Raw genomic sequence first — 14,924 nt, forward strand, 5'->3', positions numbered from 1 at the left:
GGATCAAACTCTCCAATAAAGTTAGTTTGTCTAGCATCTAAAAATAAAAATTGACGTTTCACGTTGTTTGTTTCGTTTAGTTTTCAAAGTTCAACGCCGCGTTTCAGCGACTTTTATAATTTAACATTTTGACTTGAATCTGTCAACAACTTTTTTCTTTCGTTCCTGACGACGCTTATTAATTTATCATATTACTAATCGATAAGTCAACGCTTTTTTAAAAAATGCCAAAATAAATTTATCTTGGCATTATATACAGCTTAATAATCACTAATGCAGCAACACCTGGCACCCCTAATAAACTTGATACTGTAGCTGTGCCCATGTTAATTGGAATATGAAAATCGAAATATGTCCCTGCAACATTCACAATAAATAGTAACGCTATACCTAAAGTGACATGAAAGAGTGCTTTCCCTATAAAACGTATTGGTTTAGCAGAAACACCAAAAACAAGAAAAATAAAAACCAAAGCAAGAATGCCAACAATAATAATTGTAGAATTCATTTTTTCCTCCTTATGAATGACCTATACATATCCATTTGTATGGGACAAGACAAGAAAAAAGAACATCTATAACATAACTCCTACCACTTCGTATTTATAACCTTTAATCAGTAATATTTCTTCTAAGTGCTAACAATTAGATACAACTAATTCCATTCCCACTTTTTCTTTCTCATTTTTATATCCCAAAAATAAAGTAGCCCTGTTACTCACAAATAAATCGATAAAAAGCAAAAGGTCCCGCTTTAAAAAGCAGGACCTTTTACCATTGTTCCATTTTCACAGGACGACGTTTTGCTTCTTTTAACAAGAAAAAATATTTCGCCTCTGCTATTTTTAAAGAACAAAGTACATCTTGAGACGGCTCAACACTTTGTTCAACCAGTCTCTTCTGACGTAGCCATTCATTCTTTACCTTTTCTAATAATACAATTAACTTATCGTCATACTCTTTACGCAACTTACCCTTTTTTTGAAAGAACATTTTCCCTTCTCCTCTTATATCTCTCTACGGCCTTCTAAAGCTTTCGATAGTGTTACTTCATCTGCATATTCTAAATCTCCACCAACTGGCAGACCATGTGCAATACGAGTTACTTTAATTCCTGTTGGCTTTAAGAGGCGGGATATGTACATCGCTGTGGCTTCCCCTTCAATATTAGGGTTTGTTGCTAATATCACTTCTTGTACTGTTTCATCTTGCAGTCTCTTTAATAACTGCGGGATATTAATATCCTCTGGTCCAATTCCCTCCATTGGAGAAATGGCACCACGCAAAACATGATATACACCTTGGTATTCTTTCATTTTTTCCATCGCAATTACATCTTTCGGCTCTTGTACTACACAAACAACCGATTGATCCCTATGCGAATCGTCACAAATATAACAAGGATCGCGGTCAGTGATATGTCCGCACACAGAACAATACGCTAAATCTCGCTTTGCATTCACAAGTGCTTTCGCAAAACCTAGTACATCATCCTCTTTCATATCTAACACGAAGAATGCCAATCGAACCGCTGTTTTCGGTCCGATTCCTGGCAACTTCATAAAACTATCGATTAATTTTGATATCGGTTCTGGATAATGCATATATCAATATCCTCCTAGAACATTCCACCTGGTAAGTTCATGCCTTTTGTAAATTTGCCCATTGTAGAGTTTGAAAGTTCATCAACCTTTTTAAGTGCATCATTCGTTGCAGCTAATACTAAGTCTTGTAACATTTCGATATCTTCTGGATCTACAACTTCTTCTTTAATTTTCACTTCAAGAACTTGCTTATGACCATTTGCAATAACAGTAACCATTCCGCCGCCAGCTGTACCTTCAACTGTTTTTTCGCCAAGCTCTTCTTGCGCCTTCGCCATGTCTTTTTGCATCTTTTGCATTTGTTTCATCATGTTATTCATATTTCCCATTCCGCCACGCATCATAATTAATTCCTCCTCATTATTATTACTCTTTTATTTCAATAAGTTCTTGCCCTACTAATTTTACAGCCTCTTCTATAAGAGGATCTTCTTTTTGTTCTGGGCTTTCTTCAGAATCCCCGCCTTCGCGTTGTAAAAAGTCTTCACGAATTTTACCCCATTCACTTTTTGGGATAGCAATCATATTTAACCTTTTACTTAACAATTCAAAAAGAGTTTGTTCCAATGTATCCATCGCTTCTCGATTTTCACTAGCCATTTTGCAATGAATCTCATATTGAAATGCTAACACATAGGTATCATCCGAAGCCGCAACTGGTTCACTATTTTCTAATAAAACAGCAAATGCTACTTTGTTATGTGACTTGAGCCTTCCTAATAATTCGCCCCATACAGCTTTTAACTGTTCTAAATCTTGACGCTTCGCTTGCTTTAACACTTCATTCACACGTCCAACAGGAATTTTCATACTTCCTGTTCGTACCGGTTTTGGTGTTGCCCGCGTCTCTCTTACTTCCTGCTGCACACCAGCTGGCACGCCATTCTTTTTAACTTGCTCTAACTCTTTCTCCAGCTGCTGCATCCTGTTCATAATCGCTTGCAAACGATCTGCGCCGTTTGCTTGCATCATAAACTGCTGACACAGTTGCACCATAACAACTTCCAAGAATATTCTTGGATGGTTTGTCCACTTCATCTCCTGTTGTCCCTTACTAAGGGTATGAATAATTTCATAGATTACTTCCGGTTGCATTTCTTCACTTAACGTACGGAATAGATCATCTACAATTACCCGTTCCAACATATGTTCTAATTGTGGTGAAGTTTGATATAAAAGCATATCACGATAGTAGTAAATGAAATCCTCCATAAAGCGAACTGGATCTTTCCCTTTACTCATCATCTCATCTATAATACGTAACGCTCTTGATACATCATTTTCACGTATACATTCTACCAGGTCACCCAAATATCGCTGAGATACAGATCCTGTTACAGCTAAAACATCTTCACTCGTCACCGTCTCATCACTATAAGAAATAGCTTGATCAATAAGACTGAGCGCATCACGCATACCACCTTCGGCGGCACGCGCTACGATTTGTAACGCTTCATCTTCTACTTGCGTACCTTCATTTGTCACGACCGTCGATAATCTCTCAACGATATCATTTACTGATATCTTTCGAAACTCAAAACGCTGACAACGCGAAATAATTGTAGCTGGAATTTTATGCGGTTCTGTTGTCGCCAGAATAAAAATAACATGTCCTGGTGGCTCTTCTAAAGTTTTCAAAAGCGCATTAAAGGCACCCATAGAAAGCATGTGAACTTCATCAATAATGTATACTTTATATCCTACAGCACTTGGAGCATATTTTACTTTATCTCTTATATCTCGAATTTCATCTACACCGTTATTTGAAGCCGCATCAATTTCTAATACATCTGAAATAGACCCTTGTGTAATTCCTAAACAAGAAGGACATTCATTACAAGGTTCAGCTACCGGGGCGTGTTCACAGTTAATTGCCTTTGCAAATACTTTTGCAATTGTCGTTTTCCCTGTTCCCCTCGGACCCGAAAACAAATAAGCATGTGAAGCTTTCTCTTGAAGAAGGGCATTTTGCAACGTTTTTGTCACGTGCTTTTGACCGACTACATCTTCGAATTTTTGCGGTCTCCATGTTCGGTATAACGCTTGGTATGACACGAAAATACGGCCTCCCTCAAAGGTTATTATCTTATTTATTATAACCCATTCTGTTTATAGATTCCAAAAGTTATTTTCCATACAAAAAACTCACCTTTATATAAAGGTGAGTTTTGTATACATATATAACTGCCGTGCACCTTCTGTCGATTACGTACCATAAGCGTTACTCAAGCAGTTAGCTCGGTTCAGGCACTCCTGCGGCACACGAGAAAACCCGCTTATTGCTGCTTCCTTCCGGACCTGACAAGGTTCACGGGGTCCCGTTGCGCAGGACCCAAACGTCAACACCACTTACTTAAGGCAGACCTTACAGCAGCATAACCTCGAGAAGGGATTCAGCCTCGCTAGAGCGGATTGCGAGTATAGGGCACCGCTACCTCCCCGCTTAGCACGGCAAAGTTAAAACCAATATTCGGTTGCCTTGGATAAGGCATTATCAGTATAACTTGTTTTTTTACAAAATGCAAATACGTTAGTTACCATTACTTTTCTCTAGTTTTTTCACTTCTTTTCTTTTCTTACGAAGCTCCCTAAAAAAAATCGTTAACAACGTACCACATTCCTCTTCAAGTACACCAGCCACTACTTCACACTGATGATTAAAACGCTCATCAGTTAAAAGATTCATCAACGTACCTACACATCCACCTTTCGGATCGCTCGCACCATATACAACCCGTTTTATACGCGATAAAACAATTCCCCCTGCACACATTGGGCAAGGTTCTAATGTTACATATAACGTTGCATCTTCTAAACGCCATGTCCCTAATTTTTTGCAAGCTTCATCAATAGCTAAGAGCTCGGCGTGAGCTATTGATCTCTGTTCAGTTTCTCTTAAGTTATGTGCGACACTAATCACTTCACCATCTAGCACAATTACAGCACCAATTGGTACCTCTTGTATCGCCTCCGCCTTCTTCGCTTCCTCTATTGCTAACTGCATAAAATATATATCTCGCTCCATAATATAGTCCTTTCACCAAAAATAAAATACACTTTTTCGTTTCTTGCAGGTGGGATAACTTTTACAAATTCAATCCAACCTAAAGAAGAAAGAGAGGGAATTACATATGAAAAATACTGCCTTACTCATTATCGATATGATTAATGATTTTCAATTCTCCCACGGACCCATCCTGGCACAGAAATGTGAAATTATAAAGAACCCCATTTTACAATTAAAGGACACCATGAAATCATTGGGCTATCCAATAATTTATGTCAATGATCACTATCAACTTTGGAGATCTGATATTGATCAACTTATCACTCATTGTACAAATGAGTATAGTAAAAATATTATCGAGGCCATTGCTCCGCATACTGACGATTATATTTTTATTAAACCACATTACTCTGCTTTTTATGAAACACCTTTGAATTCTTTATTAGGTTATTTAAAAATCGAAAATCTCATTTTAACAGGAATTGCCGGGAACATATGCATCCTTTTTACAGCTAATGATGCCCATATGAGAAATTATACACTTTATGTACCACGGGATTGCATCGCTTCTAATAACGAGCAAGATAATGAACATGCTTTAAAAATAATGGAAGCCACATTAAAGGCAAATATTGTACCGTCATCCCAAATAAAATTTAATTAATACATATCTATTTTCTAACTTTTTATATCAAATTAGTCCGCTCGCTCTCCTCTTGTGCTACAATAATTCTGTTTTGTGTTTTTAGTAGTCACGGTAAATCACTGATTGAAAGGAGGAAACAGCGTGACCGGAGTACCATTTATCACGGTTGAAGGACCAATTGGTGTTGGAAAAACTTCACTTGCGAAGGAACTTTCAACTCACATGCAACTCCACTTACTAAAAGAGATTGTTGATGAAAATCCTTTTTTAGGAAAATTCTACGAAGACATCGACGAATGGAGTTTTCAAACAGAGATGTTCTTTCTTTGTAATAGATACAAACAACTAGAGGATATTAACATAAAGTATTTGAATCAAAGAAAGCCTGTAGTAGCAGATTATCATATATTTAAAAATTTAATTTTTGCATCCCGTACATTAAAAGATTCTCAATATGATAAATACATGCAAATTTATCGCATTCTTACGCAAGATATGCCTGTACCAAATGTCATCGTTTATTTAACAGCAAGCCTAGAAACATTACAAAAACGAATTGCCATGCGCGGAAGAGAATTCGAAAAAAATATGGATCCAAATTACTTGCTACAGCTTACAAAAGATTACGAAACAGCAATGGATGCTTTCAAAAAGGACCATCCGGATATTCCGGTATTAAAATTTAATGGAGACGATATGGATTTTGTAAGAAATCCTGATGATTTAAATGTCATCTTATCAGCTCTTCAAAATACTCTCTTGAAGGAGTCGAAATAACAATGAATTTAAGGCAAAAATATGATATACCAAATGATGCAGTTATCACTATTGCTGGAACAGTAGGTGTCGGTAAATCAACTATGACAACTGCATTGGCTAACGCTTTAGGTTATCGTACATCTTTTGAAAAAGTAGATTCCAACCCATATTTGGACAAGTTCTATGCTGATTTCACACGCTGGAGCTTTCACTTACAAGTTTACTTTTTAGCAGAACGATTTAAAGAACAAAAAAGAATTTTCGAATATGGCGGCGGTTTTGTTCAAGACCGTTCTATCTATGAGGACACTGGTATTTTCGCAAAAATGCATTACGAAAAGGGTACAATGACTGAAACTGATTATGAAACATACAAAGGTTTATTTGATGCTATGGTCATGACTCCTTACTTCCCTCATCCAGACTTATTAATTTACCTAGAAGGTTCTTTTGATGATATTGTCGATCGTATTCAAGAACGAGGACGTCCCATGGAGCAGCAAACACCAATTGAATATTGGAAAGAGATGCATGGACGTTACGATAACTGGATTAATAACTTTAATTCATGCCCTGTTTTACGATTAAACATTAATGAATACGATATTTTAAAAGATGGCGATTCAATCGAACCAATCATTAAAAAAATTGGACATTTTTTAAAACAAACACGTAAACTTGTAAAATAAAAAACCCGTGCATATGCACGGGTTTTCCTATGAAATTACTTTTTCTTTTTTGTCGGAGCAATAATTTCACTCTCTGGCTTTCCTGCATTAATACGCTGACGAACAGTACTCGTACTAATATCATATGTTTCAGCAATCTCTTTAACAGTCAATTCTTTCCCATTAATTACTGCTGTTAGTAATTTCCCTGTACGTTTTGGAGTTACTTCTTTTTGCACAGCTGGTTTTTCAGCTTCTTTTGGTACCTCTACTTTTTTTGCAACCTGTTTTACATCACAAGTGCAACCACAAAGTTTACGGAATGTATCATCACTTATAATGCGCGACACATTTGCACCACTGTTTAAAATTCTATTGTTCTTACAGACAGGACATTGTACATAATATAAAGTTTTTCCATCTAAAGGAAACGTTTGTATAATAAGATCCATGTTAACTCCTTTCATATCTATGAAGATAATCATCGGAATATGAGTGTGTAATAAGGACACTATATCCTTACATCATACTTTATGATTGGTTTTAAAATAAAAACTCGTTACGTGTTGGTAACGAGTTCTCCAATCTCCACTTATATGCGCTGTTGTCAATTATATCTGGAGGAGGTAGAGGGATTCGAACCCCCGCGCGACTCTCGCCGCCTGTCGGTTTTCAAGACCGATCCCTTCAGCCAGACTTGGGTATACCTCCATATTGACATCAAATATAATATCAAAAGAAAAACAGTTAGTCAACCCTACTATAATAAATTATGAGGAAAGGAAAATTTTACTTCCCCTCTCCTTTATGACACTGCTGACAACGTCCATAATTACCAATCACTCATACCGATGAATGTTTTAACTTATTTAATAACTGTTTTTCCTCCCATATAAGGGCGAAGAACTTCTGGAATTATAATTGTACCATCTTCTTGTTGGTAGTTCTCTAAAATAGCTGCCACTGTACGTCCAATTGCAAGACCAGATCCATTTAGTGTATGAACATGTTCCGGTTTGCCATTTGGCTCACGACGGAAACGGATATTCGCGCGTCTCGCTTGGAATGCCTCAAAATTACTACAAGAAGAAATTTCACGATATGTACCATAGCTTGGAATCCATACTTCAATATCGTATTTCTTCGCTGCTGTAAATCCTAAATCTCCTGTACACATGCTCATAACGCGATATGGCAACTCTAATAATTGTAACACGCGCTCTGCATCATTTGTTAATTTTTCTAACTCTTCGTAAGAATCTTCTGGTTTCACGAACTTAACAAGTTCAACTTTATTAAATTGGTGTTGGCGAATTAAACCACGTGTATCACGACCAGCTGAACCTGCTTCAGAACGGAAGCATGAGCTAAACGCAGCATATCGTATCGGCAATTGCTCTTTACTCACAATCTCATCACGATGCATATTCGTTACAGGTACTTCAGCTGTTGGGATTAGGAAATAATCTTCACTTTCAATACGGAATGCATCTTCTTCAAACTTCGGAAGTTGTCCTGTTCCTGTCATACTTGCACGGTTTACCATATAAGGAGGCAATACTTCCTCATATCCATGCTCATCAGTATGAAGGTCAAGCATAAAGCTAATCAAAGCACGTTCTAATCTTGCACCAGCACCTTTGTAAAATACAAATCGGCTTCCTGTTACTTTCCCAGCACGTTCAAAATCTAAAATCCCTAAATCAGTAGCAAGATCCCAATGTGGTTTTGGCTCATAAGTAAATTCTTTCACTTCTCCCCAAGTACGTGCTACTACGTTATCATCCTCTGTTTCACCTATTGGAGCAGATTCATGAGGGATATTTGGGATAGATAGCATTAATCTTTCTAAATCTTCTTCAACTGTACGAAGCTCATTATCAAGATCTTTTACTTTTTCCCCAACTTCACGCATTTCTAGAATTAGAGCTTCCGCATCTTTCTTTTCACGCTTTAATACTGAAATTTGTTGAGATACTTCGTTACGTTTACTTTTTAGTTCTTCTGTTTGAACAAGTAGCTCTCTTCTTCTCGTATCAAGTTCTTCAAAGCGACCAAAATCCGTTAAATCTTCGCCTCTATGCTGTAATTTTGCTTTTACTTCTTCAAAATTCGTACGTAAAAATTTAATATCAAGCATTATATACTCCTCCTTTTATTTTATAAAACACAAAAAACTCCCGTCCCTATACAAAGGGACGGGAGTTAACCCGCGTTGCCACCCTAGTTGAAAGCATTACCGCCTTCCTCTCAAGTAGAAATAACGGCTCTTCACCGGGAATGTTTACTAATCAAAAGATATTCCACATTCCATTCCAGGATGGATTCACAAACTGTTTCTATCGATTTCCACCAACCATCGACTCTCTATAAGAAACAACATTTGTTACTACTTCCTATCAACACGCTTATTTTATAAAATTGTTATCATCAATTTACTATAATCTTATACAAGTTGCAAGTTACTTATACAACTTTTTTCATTTTCGCTTCTTTTACCATTTCTACAAAGTATGCTGTTACACGATGATCATCCGTTAATTCCGGATGGAAAGAAGCAGCTAAAAACGGCCCTTGCCTTACCGCTACCATTCGCTCGCCATGCATAGAAAGTACTTCAACATCATCAGCTACATTTACAACATACGGAGCACGGATAAATACACCAACAAAGTCTTCTCCCACACCTTTCATTGAAAGTGCAGCTTCAAAACTATCTTTTTGGCGTCCGAACGCATTGCGCTCAACCGTAATATCCATAGCACCAATATGTGCTTCTTCATAGCCAATAAGTGTTTTCGCAAGAAGAATCATCCCTGCACATGTACCAAACATTGGTTTACCAGACTTCGCAAATGTACGAAGAGGCTCCATGAAAGCATACTTATCAATAAGACGGCGCATTGTTGTACTTTCACCGCCTGGTAAAATAAGACCATCAATCTCTTCAAGTTGCTCCATACGCTTTACAACAACAGCTTCTGCACCACTTGCCTCAACTGATTTTACATGCTCACGAACTGCACCTTGAAGACCTAGTACACCGATTTTCACCATTTTAAAGATCTCCTTTAATTACCATCCACGCTCTTGCATGCGTTGTTCTGGTAATAACGTTGAAATTTCGATACCTTTCATTGCATTACCTAATCCTTTAGAAAGGCTTGCAATTAGTTCGTAATCTTCATAATGAGTCGTTGCTTCAACGATTGCACGTGCAAATTTCTCTGGGTTCTCTGATTTGAAGATACCAGATCCAACAAATACACCATCAGCACCAAGTTGCATCATTAACGCTGCATCTGCTGGTGTTGCTACACCACCTGCTGCAAAGTTTACAACTGGCAGGCGACCAAGGCGTTTAATTTCAAGTAGTACTTCATAAGGAGCACCAGTATTTTTTGCATATGTCATTAACTCATCTTCACGTAGACTTGCAACTTGACGGATTTCTGCATTGACTTGGCGCATATGACGCACTGCCTCTACAATGTTTCCTGTTCCAGGTTCACCTTTTGTACGAAGCATAGCTGCACCTTCTGCAATACGACGTGCAGCTTCTCCGATATCGCGGCAACCACATACAAACGGAACTGTGTAATCACGTTTATTTAAATGGTATACTTCATCAGCAGGAGTCAATACTTCACTCTCATCGATATAGTCTACCCCTAATGATTCTAATACACGTGCTTCTACAAGGTGACCGATACGACATTTTGCCATAACCGGAATTGATACAGCACCCATAACTTCTTCAACAATTGTTGGATCTGCCATACGAGAAACGCCACCTGCTGCACGAATATCTGCAGGTACACGCTCTAATGCCATAACAGCAACTGCGCCTGCCTCTTCTGCAATCCTTGCTTGCTCAGCGTTAACTACGTCCATAATAACGCCGCCTTTTTGCATTTCTGCCATTCCACGTTTTACACGTTCTGTCCCTGTTACATTTGTCATGTACAAAAACCCCCCTAGGTGAATTGCTTTCCCCGTTAAAGAAGAAAATTAAGAATACTCTTACATTCTACCACTAACTATCTGATGCTTGTCTACTACTTTTTCATAAAGTCGGTATGAAAAATAGGAATAAGAAAAAGCTCCTACAATGAGGAGCTTTTAAAACCAACCTTTTACTGTATCAATAGCACCATTCCACATACCACTAAAGAAAGAACCAATTCCGCGCATAGAACGTGTAAACCAGCCTGCCTCTTCTACTTCAGATTTTGTTACAAGGTCTACTTGTAATGATTTTCCTGATAAAAATCCAGGATCATTACTATCTTTAGACGTTACAACCATTTGTCCAAGTGCAACTCCCTTTTTCAGAGGTGCTTCTTGTCCCTTATTTCCTTCTTTAAATTCTGTTTTATAAACATCTTTACTTCCCTTTGGCACCGGAAGTGAAACAGCTTGCTTCGTTTGAACTGCTACATCTTTATCTTTCGCATTTTCAACTCTTACTGTTTCTTTTCCTTTGACCGAAGAACCTTTTTCATACATTTTCTTCATTTCAAAGTTAGCAAAGCCATAATCATATAATTTCTTCGTCTCATCGAAACGCGCTGTATGAGAACTTGTTTTAATAACTACAGAAATAAAACGCATACCATTTCGTTCAACCGTACCAGTGAAGCAGTCCCCTGCTTCTGGAGTTGATCCTGTTTTTAGACCATCTACTCCGTCATATTCTTTAACTAAACCCTTTAACATCCAGTTCCAGTTCGACATCCCAAATTTCTCTTTTTCTGGACGGAAAACTTTTTTCGGGATTTTTGCTGTATCTAACACTTTTGGATAATCTTTAATTAAATGTTGCGCTAAAGTTGCAACATCCTTCGCAGACATTTTATTTTCTTCATCCGGTGTTGTACCTTCAGGATGCATCCCTTTTAAATCTTTGTTCGTTAAACCCGTAGAATTAACAAATTTATAATTTTTCAATCCTAGTTCTTTCGCTTTATCATTCATCATTTTTACGAAATCTACTTCTTTACCTGCAATTGCTTCTGCTAATGCAATTGTTGCACCATTTGCAGAAAAGATTGCCATTGCCTCGTATAACTCTTTTACTGTATACAGGCCACCATTTTCTAATGCAACATTTGATAATGAAGCATCTTGTGAAATCTTATATGCATATTCAGAAACCTTAATTTTTTGATCCCACTTAAGTTTTCCTTTATCCACTGCTTCATGAACTAAATATTCACTCATCATCTTTGTCATACTAGCAATTGATAATAATTCATCTGCATTCTTTTGATATACAATTTTCCCAGAATTCGCTTCAACTAAAATCGCTGCACCCGCTTCAATGTTTAAAGCAGCTCCTGTTTCTGCTGATGCATTGCTATATGGTGCAAACACGCCAAAAGCTAGTGTAAGCACTGTTACCAACGCAATGAATCTTTTGCAAAACATACCTTTCACTTTTGCTACCCCCAATATCTATGTACTCACATAACCGTTATTCTAACATAATCAAAAAAAAATAGACAGAGATATCAAATCTCCGTCTATTTACATATAAGACATTATAATGAGTAGTTTGGAGCCTCTTTTGTAATCTGTACGTGATGAGGGTGGCTTTCACGTAAACCAGCACCCGACATACGAATGAACTGCGCATTCTCACGTAAGAATTCTAAATCCTGTGCTCCGCAGTATCCCATACCTGCACGTAATCCACCAACTAATTGATGAACTGTATCTGCTAAAGGTCCTTTATATGGTACTCGTCCTTCAATACCTTCTGGAACAAGTTTTTTGTTTCCTTCTTGGAAGTAGCGATCTTTACTTCCTTTTTCCATTGCTCCAACAGAACCCATACCACGATATACTTTAAATTGACGACCCTGGTAAATTTCAGTTTCTCCAGGGCTTTCAGCTACACCAGCGAACATACTACCTAGCATAACAACGTGTGCTCCTGCTGCTAAAGCTTTAACCATATCACCAGAGTACTTAACACCGCCATCTGCAATAACTGGAATGCCGTATTTACGGGCTTCAGTTGCACAATCATAAACTGCTGTTAATTGTGGTACACCAACCCCAGCTACAACACGCGTTGTACAAATAGATCCTGGTCCAATACCAACTTTAACTACATTTGCACCAGCTTCAATTAATGCTTTTGTTGCTTCAGCTGTAGCAACATTACCAGCAATAATATTTAGTGCTGGATATTTCGCGCGAACTTCTTTTACTTTTTCAATAACACCTTGAGAATGTCCATGAGCTGTATCAAGTACAATTGCATCTACACTCGCTTTTACTAATGCATCGATACGAAGCATTGCATCAGCCGTTACACCAACTGCTGCTCCAACCAATAAGCGTCCTTGCTTATCCTTTGCAGAGTTTGGAAATTCAATTACTTTTTCAATATCTTTTATTGTAATAAGCCCTTGTAATACACCGCTATTATCAACAAGAGGGAGCTTTTCAATTTTATACTTTTGTAAGATCTTTTCAGCTTCTCCTAGTGTAGTACCAACTGGGGCTGTAATTAACTGTTCTTTTGTCATTACGTCAGAAATTTTGATTGAGTAGTCTTGGATGAAACGCATATCACGGTTTGTAATAATACCAACTAATTTTCGCTCATCTAAATTATTTACAACTGGTACACCTGAGATACGGTATTTTCCCATAAGATGTTCCGCATCATATACTTGATGTTCTGGAGTTAAAAAGAATGGATCTGAAATAACGCCGCTTTCAGAGCGTTTTACTTTGTCAACTTGCTCTGCCTGGTGCTCAATAGACATATTCTTATGAATGATTCCTAAACCGCCTTGACGAGCCATTGCAATAGCCATATCGGCTTCTGTTACTGTATCCATTCCTGCACTAATTAACGGGATGTTTAACTGTAAGCTTTCAGATAAAACTGTTTTAACACTTACTTCTCTTGGTAATATATCTGATCTTGCTGGTACAAGTAATACATCATCAAAAGTCAAACCTTCTTTAACAAATTTAGATTCCCACATAATTGTTCCCCCCATGATACCAGAAATTATTATTAGTAGCTTATCAATTGGTTAAAATACTGTCAAGAAAGTATAAATATGTTAGAATTTTTAGATAATAAAAGGAGCGTAATATATGCATCATACACCTTGTGCTTGGCAGCAGTTAAGTTTCTTCTTTTCATCTCAAAACGTACAACATTATCTTGCCCGTTGTTATGAAAAATCCTCGATTCAGGATGCCGAAAAAAAAAGTTTTGAAAATTGTTATCCATTTATTTATTACTTAGAACACGGTAAAAATTATTATGAATTATATAAAACAGCGCCATTTTCCATTCAACCAATGCTGTTATTTTATGGGATGGGGCAACTTTTTAAAGCCTGTTTATTAACTATTGATCCAAACTATCCAGAATCAACAACTGTTTTAGCACATGGAGTGACAACCCGTAAACGAAAAAAACAAGGATATCAATTTTTAGAAGATGAAGTGAAAATACAGAAAAATGGACTATTTACTCACGCGGCAGAACAACTGTTTCACATGAAACACTTAGAAACAGAAAAGTTTAATATGTTAGAGCTAATGGGAAAAATCCCTGAATTACAACATTTATTTCGCTATAGTCAAAAAGGAACAACATTATATAAAATTGATTCAACAAATAAAAATGAACTCTCGTTTTCAGTCAACATACTAGATCGACTACATATGACCAAAGAGAGATTTTCTCGTTACATCGAAACAGCTTGTAAGCATTTATCAATACAACACGTACCTGAGAAAAACAATGAATTAAATGTGTTTTTTTCAGCACCTATTCAATCATGGAATCCTATGTATAGCACACCTTTATACTATGAGCATCTTACTGACACTTATTATTTACCACTTACGACTGACCCTAGAAACTCTAAGCCAGTGTTGCCTGAGCTTCTTGTTCATTATTTATTGCTCTATAATTTAAGTATGATTTCTAGGTATGAAACAGATTGGTGGTATGACTTACTTGGAAGCTATGGATCTGAAGATTATCCGTTTATTTATCAATTTCTCAATATTTCTGCTCAAAAAATCCCTTACTATATTTCAGCATTTTTACTAATGGAATCCAACCTATTTCATGGGAAATAAAAAAACACGAGTCAAATGACTCGTGTTTTTATCTTGCTTGGCGACGTCCTACTCTCACAGGGACAAGGTCCCAACTACCATCGGCGCTAGAGAGCTTAACTTCCGTGTTCGGTATGG

General features: G+C 37.2%; 16 protein-coding genes, 1 tRNA gene, 1 rRNA gene, 1 other RNA gene and 1 other annotated feature. Of the genes, 4 read left to right on the forward strand and 15 right to left on the reverse strand.

Features of this window, described 5'->3' with window-relative positions; genetic code table 11:
- Positions 1 to 238 precede the first annotated feature (238 nt).
- The 7 genes from ABH955_RS28825 to tadA all read right to left on the reverse strand — a co-directional run bounded on the left by ABH955_RS28825 (position 239) and on the right by tadA (position 4,628).
- Positions 239 to 508, reverse strand: a complete 270-nt coding sequence (locus ABH955_RS28825; protein WP_002063354.1) for a pro-sigmaK processing inhibitor BofA family protein — start codon at positions 506 to 508, stop codon at positions 239 to 241.
- Between the two features lie 262 nt (positions 509 to 770).
- Entirely contained in the window at positions 771 to 992 is a 222-nt protein-coding gene (locus ABH955_RS28830) for a YaaL family protein (protein ID WP_002009631.1), read from the reverse strand.
- Between the two features lie 14 nt (positions 993 to 1,006).
- Positions 1,007 to 1,603 carry a recombination protein RecR gene (gene recR, locus ABH955_RS28835; protein WP_002009629.1) on the reverse strand — a complete coding sequence of 199 codons (597 nt, stop codon included), beginning with the start codon at positions 1,601 to 1,603 and terminating at the stop codon, positions 1,007 to 1,009.
- 14 nt (positions 1,604 to 1,617) lie between these two features.
- Complete coding sequence (locus ABH955_RS28840) at positions 1,618 to 1,944, reverse strand: YbaB/EbfC family nucleoid-associated protein (protein ID WP_170935248.1); 327 nt, start codon at positions 1,942 to 1,944, stop codon at positions 1,618 to 1,620.
- A 25-nt stretch (positions 1,945 to 1,969) separates the two neighbouring features.
- On the reverse strand, positions 1,970 to 3,658 hold the full coding sequence (gene dnaX, locus ABH955_RS28845) for a DNA polymerase III subunit gamma/tau (protein WP_404491959.1): 1,689 nt from the start codon (positions 3,656 to 3,658) through the stop codon (positions 1,970 to 1,972).
- A gap of 132 nt (positions 3,659 to 3,790) precedes the next feature.
- Positions 3,791 to 4,055, reverse strand: an RNA gene (gene ffs / locus ABH955_RS28850) — signal recognition particle sRNA large type.
- A gap of 78 nt (positions 4,056 to 4,133) precedes the next feature.
- Positions 4,134 to 4,628 (reverse strand): tRNA adenosine(34) deaminase TadA, encoded by a 495-nt coding sequence (gene tadA, locus ABH955_RS28855; protein WP_404491961.1) that lies wholly within the window; start codon positions 4,626 to 4,628, stop codon positions 4,134 to 4,136.
- 106 nt (positions 4,629 to 4,734) lie between these two features.
- On the opposite strand from tadA, the gene ABH955_RS28860 reads away from it, so the two are divergent.
- The 3 genes from ABH955_RS28860 to ABH955_RS28870 all read left to right on the forward strand — a co-directional run bounded on the left by ABH955_RS28860 (position 4,735) and on the right by ABH955_RS28870 (position 6,704).
- On the forward strand, positions 4,735 to 5,274 hold the full coding sequence (locus ABH955_RS28860; protein WP_002130738.1) for a cysteine hydrolase family protein: 540 nt from the start codon (positions 4,735 to 4,737) through the stop codon (positions 5,272 to 5,274).
- A 123-nt stretch (positions 5,275 to 5,397) separates the two neighbouring features.
- Positions 5,398 to 6,033, forward strand: a complete 636-nt coding sequence (locus ABH955_RS28865; protein WP_002009621.1) for a deoxynucleoside kinase — start codon at positions 5,398 to 5,400, stop codon at positions 6,031 to 6,033.
- A 2-nt stretch (positions 6,034 to 6,035) separates the two neighbouring features.
- Positions 6,036 to 6,704: a deoxynucleoside kinase gene (locus ABH955_RS28870; RefSeq protein WP_002009620.1), complete on the forward strand. Its 669-nt coding sequence runs from the start codon at positions 6,036 to 6,038 to the stop codon at positions 6,702 to 6,704.
- A gap of 35 nt (positions 6,705 to 6,739) precedes the next feature.
- Here ABH955_RS28870 and ABH955_RS28875 read toward each other — a convergent pair whose 3' ends face one another.
- The 7 genes from ABH955_RS28875 to guaB form a co-directional block, all read right to left on the reverse strand.
- Positions 6,740 to 7,135, reverse strand: a complete 396-nt coding sequence (locus tag ABH955_RS28875) for a sigma factor-like helix-turn-helix DNA-binding protein (RefSeq protein WP_002029297.1) — start codon at positions 7,133 to 7,135, stop codon at positions 6,740 to 6,742.
- 166 nt (positions 7,136 to 7,301) lie between these two features.
- Positions 7,302 to 7,394 (reverse strand) — tRNA-Ser (locus ABH955_RS28880).
- Positions 7,395 to 7,548: 154 nt separating this feature from the next.
- On the reverse strand, positions 7,549 to 8,823 hold the full coding sequence (gene serS / locus ABH955_RS28885) for a serine--tRNA ligase (RefSeq protein WP_002009617.1): 1,275 nt from the start codon (positions 8,821 to 8,823) through the stop codon (positions 7,549 to 7,551).
- A gap of 51 nt (positions 8,824 to 8,874) precedes the next feature.
- Positions 8,875 to 9,095: a binding site (T-box leader), on the reverse strand.
- A 54-nt stretch (positions 9,096 to 9,149) separates the two neighbouring features.
- The gene (gene pdxT, locus ABH955_RS28890) at positions 9,150 to 9,740 is read right to left on the reverse strand and encodes a pyridoxal 5'-phosphate synthase glutaminase subunit PdxT (protein WP_002138904.1); all 591 of its coding nucleotides are present in this window, start codon (positions 9,738 to 9,740) and stop codon (positions 9,150 to 9,152) included.
- A gap of 18 nt (positions 9,741 to 9,758) precedes the next feature.
- Positions 9,759 to 10,646: a pyridoxal 5'-phosphate synthase lyase subunit PdxS gene (pdxS, locus tag ABH955_RS28895; protein WP_002009615.1), complete on the reverse strand. Its 888-nt coding sequence runs from the start codon at positions 10,644 to 10,646 to the stop codon at positions 9,759 to 9,761.
- Positions 10,647 to 10,805: 159 nt separating this feature from the next.
- Positions 10,806 to 12,113: a serine hydrolase gene (locus ABH955_RS28900; RefSeq protein ID WP_131248078.1), complete on the reverse strand. Its 1,308-nt coding sequence runs from the start codon at positions 12,111 to 12,113 to the stop codon at positions 10,806 to 10,808.
- A 113-nt stretch (positions 12,114 to 12,226) separates the two neighbouring features.
- Positions 12,227 to 13,690 (reverse strand): IMP dehydrogenase, encoded by a 1,464-nt coding sequence (guaB, locus tag ABH955_RS28905; RefSeq protein ID WP_002091619.1) that lies wholly within the window; start codon positions 13,688 to 13,690, stop codon positions 12,227 to 12,229.
- Positions 13,691 to 13,805: 115 nt separating this feature from the next.
- Between guaB and ABH955_RS28910 the strand changes: the two genes are divergently transcribed.
- Complete coding sequence (locus tag ABH955_RS28910; RefSeq protein WP_404458330.1) at positions 13,806 to 14,807, forward strand: YaaC family protein; 1,002 nt, start codon at positions 13,806 to 13,808, stop codon at positions 14,805 to 14,807.
- A gap of 35 nt (positions 14,808 to 14,842) precedes the next feature.
- Here the strand turns inward: ABH955_RS28910 and rrf are convergent.
- Positions 14,843 to 14,924 (reverse strand): 5S ribosomal RNA (rrf, locus tag ABH955_RS29210); the annotation flags it as partial.

It is taken from the genome of Bacillus sp. RC240 (genome assembly GCF_044907945.1).
Lineage (GTDB): Bacteria > Bacillota > Bacilli > Bacillales > Bacillaceae_G > Bacillus_A > Bacillus_A mycoides.

Excerpts from the sequence above, each read along its gene's own strand:
- ABH955_RS28825 (WP_002063354.1), bottom strand. The coding sequence starts at position 508 with ATGAATTCTACAATTATTATTGTTGGCATTCTTGCTTTGGTTTTTATT.
- ABH955_RS28830 (WP_002009631.1), bottom strand. The coding sequence starts at position 992 with ATGTTCTTTCAAAAAAAGGGTAAGTTGCGTAAAGAGTATGACGATAAG.
- recR (WP_002009629.1), bottom strand. The coding sequence starts at position 1,603 with ATGCATTATCCAGAACCGATATCAAAATTAATCGATAGTTTTATGAAG.
- ABH955_RS28840 (WP_170935248.1), bottom strand. The coding sequence starts at position 1,944 with ATGCGTGGCGGAATGGGAAATATGAATAACATGATGAAACAAATGCAA.
- tadA (WP_404491961.1), bottom strand. The coding sequence starts at position 4,628 with ATGGAGCGAGATATATATTTTATGCAGTTAGCAATAGAGGAAGCGAAG.
- ABH955_RS28860 (WP_002130738.1), top strand. The coding sequence starts at position 4,735 with ATGAAAAATACTGCCTTACTCATTATCGATATGATTAATGATTTTCAA.
- ABH955_RS28870 (WP_002009620.1), top strand. The coding sequence starts at position 6,036 with ATGAATTTAAGGCAAAAATATGATATACCAAATGATGCAGTTATCACT.
- ABH955_RS28875 (WP_002029297.1), bottom strand. The coding sequence starts at position 7,135 with ATGGATCTTATTATACAAACGTTTCCTTTAGATGGAAAAACTTTATAT.
- serS (WP_002009617.1), bottom strand. The coding sequence starts at position 8,823 with ATGCTTGATATTAAATTTTTACGTACGAATTTTGAAGAAGTAAAAGCA.
- pdxT (WP_002138904.1), bottom strand. The coding sequence starts at position 9,740 with ATGGTGAAAATCGGTGTACTAGGTCTTCAAGGTGCAGTTCGTGAGCAT.
- pdxS (WP_002009615.1), bottom strand. The coding sequence starts at position 10,646 with ATGACAAATGTAACAGGGACAGAACGTGTAAAACGTGGAATGGCAGAA.
- ABH955_RS28900 (WP_131248078.1), bottom strand. The coding sequence starts at position 12,113 with ATGTTTTGCAAAAGATTCATTGCGTTGGTAACAGTGCTTACACTAGCT.
- guaB (WP_002091619.1), bottom strand. The coding sequence starts at position 13,690 with ATGTGGGAATCTAAATTTGTTAAAGAAGGTTTGACTTTTGATGATGTA.
- ABH955_RS28910 (WP_404458330.1), top strand. The coding sequence starts at position 13,806 with ATGCATCATACACCTTGTGCTTGGCAGCAGTTAAGTTTCTTCTTTTCA.